Below are 10138 nucleotides of genomic sequence, written 5' to 3'. Positions count from 1 at the left end.
CTTTTAAATTTTACCAATCTTGTTCTAGTATACTCCCAAAATAACTCAATACCATTAATATGAGAATTTCCTCTTTTTTAGTTAAATCCAGTGAAAAACACTTAATTATCCCTCTAAATAGGTACAAATAAGTTTAAAGGCTCTGTAGTTGTTCTTTTGCAAAAACACTATTTGCTTCAATAAAACCTTTAACACTACCACAATCAAAGCGTCTACCCTGAAATTGATATGCAATAACCTTACCTACTTTAGCAAGTGTCATTAAAGCATCGGTGATTTGAATTTCGCCATTTTTATCAGGCTGAGTACTTTTCAAAACTTCAAAAATCTCATGTGTGAGAATATAGCGACCAATAATTGCTAAATTGCTTGGTGCTTCTATTGGTGCAGGTTTTTCCACCATATTATGTACACGATAAGCATTATTTGAATCTTTTAATAATTCGCCCTCAATCACGCCGTATTTATCTACTTCGCTTTCTGGTACCTCTTTAATTGCCACAATGCAACAATCAGAGTTTTGTTTATATAATTTGATCATTTGCAACAACACACTATCACTATCACTGGTGCACAAATCATCTGGCAAAATTACCGCAAATGCATCAACGCCAATCAGTGGCTTGCTAGTGTAAATTGCATGCCCTAAGCCCAGCATTTCTTGCTGCTCAACATAAGAAAAATCACACTGTTCAGAGATAGCATTAACTTCGTCTAACAATACTTCTTTGGTGGTGTTTTTAATACTTTTCTCAATATCTGCATGTGGTTTGAAATGGTTTTCAATAGCTTTTTTGTGTTTGTTGGTTACCATTGTCATACTACAAATACCAGCACTTATTGCTTCTTCCACAGCATATTGAATTAATGGCTTAGTGAGAATTGGCAGCATTTCCTTAGGAATGGCTTTAGTGACAGGTAGAAATCTTGTGCCATAACCTGCAACTGGAAAAAGACATTTATTGATAATACCCATTATTAATTCTGCAGACTTTCTTTAAGAATGGCTTTGCCTTTTTCTACACCCGGCTGATTGTAGGTGTTAATTTGTAAGAATTCACCAATAGCAGAAACCAATAATTGATAACTAAACATTAACTTGGCAATATTATATTCATCCACGGTAGAAATTGTAATCACATCGCAAGGAATATCACCCTGAGCTTCAACCGACTCAATAGTCGCATCGGCTTGTTTGTTAAGCAAATCATTGAAGCTCAAGCCTTCAGCGTATTCCAAGCCCAAATTCTTATCATTAGACTTAGGAATAATGGTATTGTCTTTTAAATCGGCAATCTTAATAAAGGTAACAATCTTGTCACGCACACCATCAATAATAAGCTGTAAAAAACTATGCTGGTCAACAGGCCCTATCAAGGCAATTGGTGTAAGCGCTTGCCTGGTTTTATTGATATTAATCTTACCTAAACTTTCTGCCCAAAGTTGCACATACCATTTGTTAAAACCTTCAAGTGATGAAGAATAGGAAAAAATCACATTAATATTAAATCGTGCTTTATTCTCCACTAAAAATCGTGCTTTTCTAATAATAGGCGCATAATAACTGGACTGATCAAAAAAACTGGCTGACACACGCTTGCAACCATTTAATAAATTATCAACATCCACACCTACCATCGCAAGTGGCACTAAGCCGACTACGCTAAATACTGAAAAACGCCCGCCGACATTCTCAGCCAATTCAAAGACTTTGATATCTCGGTCTTGTGCAAACTTAGTTAGCCCACTCTTAGCCTTAGAAATAACGGTGCAATTATCACTATTTATCTCAACCAAAGTACGCAAATACTTAAACAAACTAATAGTCTCAATGGTATTACCTGACTTTGAAATCACCACAAAATGTGCATCAAAAATATCAAATTTAGTTAGGCAATGATTAATCTCAAGTGGGTCAAGCGTCTCTAAAAAGACCAAATCTTTTTGATATTTATTTGATGGCAATAAAAACTCATAAATCGCTTTAACACCCAAACTTGAACCACCGATACCAATCACTACGATATGTTTTTGTACTATCGTCTTAGCGTACGCCTTAATATCGCTGGTATCCTGATAAGGTAAATCGTAATAGCCAATTGTCCCACGCTCGCTCTGAATGCGTTGGAAAATATCGCCATTAGAATGGATTTGATAAAAATTCTTGTTATATTCCATTTAGGTATTATATCTACTAGTTAGAGACCTTTGCATAAATAGGAATAATCATCAGAAACCCACTTCACCCACTTGGTGATTTTTCCAGCGACACCCAGTAATCCTCTAGGAGGGTAAACCCAGCCTTAGTCCTACTAGGGCAAAGTTTAAAGAAATCACCAATTGGGCAAAAATTGGATTTTGCCAATCATCCCTATTTATGCAAAGGTCTCTATTAATATAGCCCACGGTCAATAAAAATTTGTTGATATTTTTTATCCCAATCTTTAAAATGAATGGCTTTTTTACCATCAGGAAAGGTAACACTCATTTTCTCAAAATCTAGTGTATAAATACTTAAATCAGGTTTAACCAAAACTGCTCTTGGGTTGTTATGTTGTGTTGGCATATACTGGCTAACAACCCTTAAGCGATTTGGGTCTTGCTTATCAAACAAAGATTTACCATTAACATTAGTATGCGCTTTCATGCCAATAATAGCCAAAATACTTGGCACAATATCTGCTTGTGAAACTGGCAAATTTTGATTACGCATCAACGCATGATATTGTGATTTTGGTGCAGAAATAAACAGTGGATTATGAATAATATTTAGATGCGGGTCTTGATTAAAGTGCCCTGATTTTCCACCCAAACCCTGTCCATGATCAGCAGAATAAAACACCCAACTATCAGGATACCTGCTACGCATCTTCTCAATAATTTTAGATAAATAATCATCGGTTTTAACCACGGTGTTGTCATACGCATTGATAGAATTTGACTCACCCTCAGGCAAAAACTTCTTGTGTTGTTTGGTAGAGTGTTCATCATAAGGATAATGCGAACCATCCATTTGCAAGACTAAGAAAAATGGATTTTTCTTCTTTGTAGCATTGTCAATATACGGCATGGCAATCTCGTTTAACACACGCATATCATCTGCACCTTTATGCACAGAAGCATTTTTATTCATCTGCACGCCATGCCAGAAATAATCCACACTCTCGTCAACAAACAAATCTTTAATATGCCCCCAACTAACATCTTGTGCGCTGATAAATGCCGTCGTATATCCACGAGCCTTAGCATAGTTAAATATTGACGGAGTTTGATAAAATTTACCTTTTGGGTCAATACCTTCTATGCCTACCAACATATAAGGCACACTCAGGCGTGTATGTGTGCCAATACTTAGTGCGTTGTTATATTTAATCAGCTTTTTGTCTCTTTCAAGTTGCAACAACTTAGGGGTGGTATCTCGTTCATAGCCATAAATACTCATCTGTGAGAAGTTTAAAGATTCACCAATAATATAAATAACATTAGGTAAGTTGTTAACTGATTTTTGACTGGGTGTTATATTTGGTTTTTCGTGTTTGAACTTCACCACTTGATTGCGTGACATTTGCGATAAGGTTGCATAATATGCCAACACTGAATTCTGAAAAGTACTCACACCATACCAACTAAATGTCGTGAGTAAATACAACAATACAAAACCAATGACATTTAAACCATAACGCCATTTCACTATTTTAATTGGCGCTGTTATTGATCCTAACAAACTATAAACTGCCAATAAAATAAAAATAGATTTTAAAATATTAAATTGCTCTAACCACAGTGCTAACACCATCATTGGGTCTTGTGAGAATTCACGAAAACCAAAACTTGAAGCAAAACTTTGATACACTTCATAATGTGACATTTGCACCAACATTGGCACAACAATAATTAAGAAAACAAAGGCTTTCCAGATTTTAGAACGCCTAATAATAGGTTTAAGAATGAACAACAAAGATAACATTGCCAATGATGTTAAACCCAAATTAACAAGTGCCCGTTTAATATCCCAATGCTCTAAAACCCATGCAAAATCACGCACCACAAAGACATCTAACAATATTAGTCCAAGCCAAGCAAAAAGTATTGGTTTTATTTGATTGTTTCTAGCCATGTGGATACTGTGTCTATTTCGTTATACTTAGTTAAGTCAATCTGCAAAGGCGTTACTGATACATAGTTATTGGCAATTGCATGAAAATCTGTACCCACGCCGTTATCGGCTTGCGCACCATTCTCACCAATCCAAAATTTCGATGCATCGTCTTTATCAGGTACGCTCTTTTCCGATTGATGACGCTTGCCCAAACGGGTAGTTTGAAACCCTTGAATATCTGCCAATGGTACATCTGGCACATTGACATTAAGAATCGTATCGTGTGACAATTGCGCATGAGTGATTTGAGTAAGCAATTTTTTTGCAATAATACCTGCTGTTTCAAAATGCTTGCCTTGCCAACTTGCCAACGAAATTGCTAACGATGGCAACCCTAAAAAGCGCCCTTCAATTGCGCCTGCAACTGTACCAGAATAAACAACATCATCGCCTAAATTTGGTCCAAAATTGATACCTGTTACCACCAAATCAAATGCTTCATCCAGTAGTCCGCTAAGCGCCAAATGCACGCAATCACTCGGTGTTGCATCAACACTATAAAAATTTTTCTTGATTTCAACAGGTTGTAGCGGCCTATCCAAAGTCAAAGAGCTACTAGAAGCCGATTTGTTTTCATTCGGCGCTACCACGACAACTTCGTGTTCTTTTGACAAATTTTGCACCAAAATTTTGATACCTTGTGCATCAAAACCATCGTCATTACTAATTAGGATTCTCACGTACTAAGTATCAGTATAATTTGGTCTTTTTTAACACTCACTTTAACTGTGCCACCCTTTACCAGCTTGCCAAAGAGTAGTTCGTCAGCGAGTGGCTTACGGATTTCCTTTTCAATCAATCTTGACATTGGACGAGCACCCATCTTAGAATCATAACCGTGCACAGCGAACCATTTGCGTGCTGGCTCAGACACAATCAAAGCAACATTTTTATCTTCTAAAGTGGACTCCAACTCAAATAGGAGCTTATTCACCACATAAACAATAGTTTCTTCATTGAGTAAATTAAAGTAGATTACCTCAGATAAACGGTTTCTAAATTCTGGGGTGAAGGTTTTTTGTAATTCACCTTCATAATCCAATGAATGGTCTTGTTCGTTAAAACCAATTGATGCACGCCCAACCGTTTGTGCGCCAATATTAGATGTCATCACTAAAATTACATTTCTAAAATCAACTTCCCTACCACTGGCGTCAGTGAGTCTGCCGTTATCCATCACTTGCAATAACAAATTAAAAATATCAGGGTGCGCTTTCTCAACTTCATCAAGTAACAACACAGCGTGTGGATTGGAGTTAACCGCTTCGGTAAGCAAGCCACCTTCATCATAACCCACATAACCTGGTGGTGAGCCAATCAGTTTAGACATTGAATGACGCTCCATATATTCACTCATATCAAAACGCAATAATTTCACGCCCATAATGCGGGCAAGTTGTTTGCAAATCTCAGTTTTTCCAACACCTGTTGGGCCTGCAAATAAGAATGATCCCATTGGCTTGTCTTCGTGTGCCAAACCAGAACGCGCAAGTTTAATGGCGCTAGATAGGCTATCAACAGCACTGTCTTGACCGAATACACCAAGTTTTAGGTCTGTTTCCAAATTTTTAAGTAGCGACTTGTCATCACTACTCACTTGGCGAGATGGAATGCGTGCAATCTGAGCCACAATATCTTCAATATCACTCACACCAATATTAACCTTGCGCTTAGATTTTGGTTGAATTTGTTGCAATGCGCCCACTTCATCAATCACATCAATGGCTTTATCTGGCAAGCGACGCTCAGTCATATAACGATGCGAAAGCTCAACTGCCGACACCAATGCTGCTTTTGAATACTTAACTTTATGGTGCGCTTGATAATATTTTTTCAAACCATGCAAAATCTTAATTGTGTCATCCACTGACGGCTCATCAATATCAATTTTTTGGAATCGTCTTGATAGCGCGTGGTCCTTTTCAAAAATTTTACGATATTCTTCATAAGTCGTAGAACCCATGCATTTAAGCGAACCATCTGCTAATGCTGGCTTAAGTAAATTCGATACATCTAATGAGCTACCTGACACGCTACCTGCACCAATCATTGTGTGGATTTCATCAATAAATAAAATAGCATGTGGGATTTTTTCTAGATCATTCAGTACTGCTTTTAGGCGTTTTTCAAAATCACCTCTATATTTTGTACCCGCAATCAACACACCAATATCCAGTGAATAAATACTGGCCTCTTTTAAGACCTCAGGTACCTTACCATCCACGATATGCTTGGCAATACCTTGTGCAATCGCTGTTTTACCAACACCTGCCTGACCTACAAACAAAGGGTTGTTTTTACGACGACGGGACAAAACTTGAACAGTTCTTAAAACTTCTTTTTCTCTGCCTAAAAGTGGGTCAATTCCCCCTGCTTTTGCTTTTTCACATAAATTAATTGTATAGTCTTCTAATGCGCTTTTCTTGCCCTTCTTTGGATTGGATTTTACCGTAGGTAGCTCTTCCTCTAATTCTGGCGAGTGTGTTGAAATCGCCTCCATTACTTCAAGACGAGAAATATTATTGAGTTTCAATAAATAAACTGCATATGATTCTTTTTCAGCAAAAATACTCACCAGTACATTCATCGCATACACAGTATTTTTTTGCGCTGATTGCGCCTGATAAACACTGCGCTGTAACACGCGCTGAAAGCCAACGGTTGGCACAATATCGATTTCTGAATCTTGTGGAATAAGTGGCGTATGAGAATCAATATATTCTTCTAACTCTGCATACACCTCTTTAATATTGACGCGTTTATTACGCAGAAAACTAACAACTTCATCAATATTAAACAACGCAATCAACAAATGTTCAACCGTTACAAACTCTAAACGGTTATTACGCGCCTGCGACATAATGTGATTAATTTCTTGTTGTAGTCCTGTTTCAATCATAAGGTTATTATACTAATTATGTTAAGTCCAATTCACGAATAACACACATTAGTGGTTGTTCATTTTGTCGAGAAAAATTGATAACTTGCGATATCTTTGTTTGTGCCACATCAAATGAATAAATACCACAGACACCTTCGCCATCGATATGCACTTTAAGCATAATAGCATATGCGCTCTCTTCGGTTTTATCAAAGAATTGTTGCAATACTTGAATAACAAACTCCATTGTCGTATAGTCGTCATTTAGCAACAACACTTGAAACCGACTGGGTTTTTTAAGTTTTGATTTTGCTGGTTTAGTGCGTGTTTTTTCCATTGCTAAGTTTGTATAATTATGCATTCATATTATAAGGCAGATTTCTTTTTTAACAAGAAAAAAGCAATTACCAGCACCACAAGTGTCGGCGCCGATGCACTAAACAATGGGTCATAATCAAAACGCAACGATATAGCGCCGCCGATGCGTGATGATAATTCGAAAAATAAAGCGATAATCATACCTAAAAATATCTTCTTACCTAAGGTTGCATCTCGCAGTGATCCAAAGATAAACAACATTGAAAGCAACAGCATTGCAACCAATGTGACGGGTTTAACCAGTCGCTTATATAACTCAATTTCAAAAGCGCTTGATGCTAAATTATTATCCGCAAGGAAGCTAATCTGCTTATATAGTTCCCAGCTTGATAATTCATTAGGCTCCTTTTCTAAGGCTTTAACCAAAGTTTGGTCAAATGAAACTTTGACGCTATACTTTTGAATATCCTTGGATTGAATTTTGGTAAATTTATCATTTTGACTAAATTGATAATGTTTAGCTTTTTCAAGATTTAAATTATCATTATCAAACAATGCCTTATCAGAATGAATAATTGAGTCTAATTGATTGACCTTGTTTAATTTAATTAAAGTTACATCACCAAATATGCGTCCATCAAAATTTTCCTTAACATTGATAATTGTATTACCATCTTTGAGCCAAAAGCCTTGTTGACTTACTGTAGAAACATTTTGCCCTAATGCTTTCGTTCTAAATGATTCGGCGTATTGCGTAGTGAATGGTGCAACAAACTCACCTAATAAAATCACCGTAAAAATAAATATTAACGCTGCATTCACTGCTTTTCCGGCAATTTGCATAATAGATACGCCACAACCTCTAATAACAACCAATTGAGAGGTTGTCGCCAAATAACCCATACCCAACAAGCAACCTAACAATATAATGACAGAAGAGTGTGAGTAGATAACTGCTGGCAAATCAGCCGCTACATAAATGATTGCTGACAAAGTAGTATAGTTCTGTTGCCCAATTAGATTAATTTCATTAATAAAATTAAAAAGCGCGTAAACACCCACCCAAACCACCATAACACCCAAGGTGTAAAAGAGTAGTGTTTTAATAATGTAGCGGTCTAGGATTTTCATTAAAATATAGTCTTCATTCAATTAATCAATAATAATTATGGCAAACATTCATCACGACAAAATCCTTATTCTTGATTTCGGCTCGCAATATACTCAACTCATTGCGCGTCGTGTGCGTGAAATTGGCATTTATTGTGAATTATTGCCTTATGATGTAGATAACAATTTTATCAAAAAATTCAACCCAAAAGGTGTCATCCTTTCAGGTGGACCTGATACAGTCACACTTAATGATTCCGCCAGAGCACCGCAAATTGTCTTTGACCTTGGTGTACCAATACTTGGTATTTGCTACGGCATGCAAACCATGGCCACGCAACTTGGCGGCCAAGCCACTTCAGCAGACAAACACGAATACGGCTTTGCACAAATTAAATGCGAAGATAATGAATGTTACTTATTTACCGATTTGCGTGACGATACGCACGATGCAGGTCACGGTATACTTGATGTATGGATGAGTCACGGCATTGAAGTTAATACATTGCCAGACGGATTTAAACTGATTGCCAGTACCGATAATTGCGCTATCGCAGGCTTTGCCAATGTTCAAAAACATTACTACGGTTTACAATTCCACCCAGAAGTTACCCACACCAAGCAAGGGAAACATATCTTAGAACGCTTTGTTGCTGGTGTTTGTGATTGCCAGAAAAAATGGACTACAAACAACATCATCACCGACTTAGTGCAAAATTTAAAAGACCAAATTGGTGACAACAATGTCCTACTTGGACTCTCAGGTGGTGTTGATTCATCCGTAGTGGCAGCACTACTCAACAAGGCTATTGGTAAACAACTCACTTGCGTATTTGTTGATAACGGCCTGTTGCGCTTGAAAGAAGGTGATGAAGTCATGCAAACTTTTGCCGATAATATGGGTGTTAAAGTTATTCGTGCCAATGCTCAAAAAAAATTCTACGATGCCTTGTCAAATGAGGATGAACCCGAAGCAAAACGCAAAATTATCGGTCACGCTTTCATTGAAGTTTTTGAAGAAGAAGCGCGTAAACTTGATGACATTAAATTTTTAGCGCAAGGCACTATCTACCCTGATGTAATTGAATCAGCAGGCGCTGCTTCGGGTAAAGCTAAAGTCATTAAATCACACCATAATGTGGGTGGGCTACCTGAAGATTTAAAGTTTGAGCTGGTTGAACCACTTAAAGAATTATTCAAAGACGAGGTAAGAGAGCTCGGCGTAAAACTCGGCATCCCTTCACATATGCTATACCGTCATCCATTCCCAGGTCCTGGATTGGGGGTTCGTATCTTGGGGCAAGTCAAAGAAGAATATGCCGATATCCTACGCTTGGCAGATGCAATATTTATGCAAGAACTTTACAATCATGACTTATACGGCAAAGTTGATCAAGCCTTTGTGGTATTCTTACCCGTTAAATCAGTCGGCGTCACGGGCGATGAGCGTCGTTATGATTTTGTTGTGGCATTACGCGCTGTTGAAACTATTGACTTTATGACTGCTCGCTGGGCACACCTACCGTATGACTTCTTAGATTTTGTCTCCAACCGTATTATGAATGAAATTCCTCGCATCTCCCGTGTCGTTTACGACATATCAGGCAAACCTCCTGCTACTATTGAATGGGAATAAACATGAGTGCTTACTTAGTCAACCCTTAAAAACC

At 37.5% G+C, this 10138-nt stretch carries 8 protein-coding genes; 1 reads left to right on the top strand and 7 read right to left on the bottom strand.

Translation table 11 applies throughout. The annotated features are described in order from the left end of the window. Window positions 1-133: 133 nt before the first annotated feature. The 7 genes from galU to lptG all read right to left on the bottom strand — a co-directional run bounded on the left by galU (window position 134) and on the right by lptG (window position 8489). The gene (galU, locus tag BAZSYMA_RS05450; protein ID WP_090716477.1) at window positions 134-976 is read right to left on the bottom strand and encodes a UTP--glucose-1-phosphate uridylyltransferase GalU; all 843 of its coding nucleotides are present in this window, start codon (window positions 974-976) and stop codon (window positions 134-136) included. A gap of 2 nt (window positions 977-978) precedes the next feature. Further along, window positions 979-2178, bottom strand: a complete 1200-nt coding sequence (locus BAZSYMA_RS05445) for a glucose-6-phosphate isomerase (protein ID WP_090716474.1) — start codon at window positions 2176-2178, stop codon at window positions 979-981. Window positions 2179-2392: 214 nt separating this feature from the next. Next, complete coding sequence (locus BAZSYMA_RS05440; RefSeq protein ID WP_090716471.1) at window positions 2393-4117, bottom strand: phosphoethanolamine transferase; 1725 nt, start codon at window positions 4115-4117, stop codon at window positions 2393-2395. Next, complete coding sequence (gene surE / locus BAZSYMA_RS05435) at window positions 4096-4839, bottom strand: 5'/3'-nucleotidase SurE (protein WP_090716468.1); 744 nt, start codon at window positions 4837-4839, stop codon at window positions 4096-4098. The genes BAZSYMA_RS05440 and surE overlap by 22 nt, the downstream gene beginning before the upstream one ends. After that, window positions 4836-7058: an ATP-dependent Clp protease ATP-binding subunit ClpA gene (gene clpA, locus BAZSYMA_RS05430; RefSeq protein WP_090716466.1), complete on the bottom strand. Its 2223-nt coding sequence runs from the start codon at window positions 7056-7058 to the stop codon at window positions 4836-4838. The genes surE and clpA overlap by 4 nt, the downstream gene beginning before the upstream one ends. Before the next feature lie 16 nt (window positions 7059-7074). Then, a complete protein-coding gene (clpS, locus tag BAZSYMA_RS05425) occupies window positions 7075-7401 on the bottom strand; it encodes an ATP-dependent Clp protease adapter ClpS (protein ID WP_237731732.1) in 327 nt (108 codons plus the stop codon). A 5-nt stretch (window positions 7402-7406) separates the two neighbouring features. Then, entirely contained in the window at window positions 7407-8489 is a 1083-nt protein-coding gene (gene lptG / locus BAZSYMA_RS05420) for an LPS export ABC transporter permease LptG (protein ID WP_090716464.1), read from the bottom strand. Between the two features lie 37 nt (window positions 8490-8526). Between lptG and guaA the strand changes: the two genes are divergently transcribed. Beyond that, complete coding sequence (guaA, locus tag BAZSYMA_RS05415) at window positions 8527-10104, top strand: glutamine-hydrolyzing GMP synthase (RefSeq protein ID WP_090716461.1); 1578 nt, start codon at window positions 8527-8529, stop codon at window positions 10102-10104. The last annotated feature ends 34 nt before the right edge of the window (window positions 10105-10138 follow it).

Origin of the sequence: Bathymodiolus azoricus thioautotrophic gill symbiont, from assembly GCF_001298715.1 — a bacterium.
In the GTDB taxonomy this organism is placed as follows: Bacteria; Pseudomonadota; Gammaproteobacteria; order PS1; family Pseudothioglobaceae; genus Thiodubiliella.
The sequence above is the reverse complement of the archived record's forward strand: the minus strand, read 5'-3'. Positions and strand labels throughout refer to the sequence as shown.

What these genes read in the sequence shown, in the direction of transcription:
- BAZSYMA_RS05445 (WP_090716474.1), bottom strand. Translation starts at nt 2,178, where the DNA reads ATGGAATATAACAAGAATTTTTATCAAATCCATTCTAATGGCGATATT.
- BAZSYMA_RS05440 (WP_090716471.1), bottom strand. Translation starts at nt 4,117, where the DNA reads ATGGCTAGAAACAATCAAATAAAACCAATACTTTTTGCTTGGCTTGGA.
- clpA (WP_090716466.1), bottom strand. Translation starts at nt 7,058, where the DNA reads ATGATTGAAACAGGACTACAACAAGAAATTAATCACATTATGTCGCAG.
- clpS (WP_237731732.1), bottom strand. Translation starts at nt 7,401, where the DNA reads ATGCATAATTATACAAACTTAGCAATGGAAAAAACACGCACTAAACCA.
- galU (WP_090716477.1), bottom strand. Translation starts at nt 976, where the DNA reads ATGGGTATTATCAATAAATGTCTTTTTCCAGTTGCAGGTTATGGCACA.
- lptG (WP_090716464.1), bottom strand. Translation starts at nt 8,489, where the DNA reads ATGAAAATCCTAGACCGCTACATTATTAAAACACTACTCTTTTACACC.
- guaA (WP_090716461.1), top strand. Translation starts at nt 8,527, where the DNA reads ATGGCAAACATTCATCACGACAAAATCCTTATTCTTGATTTCGGCTCG.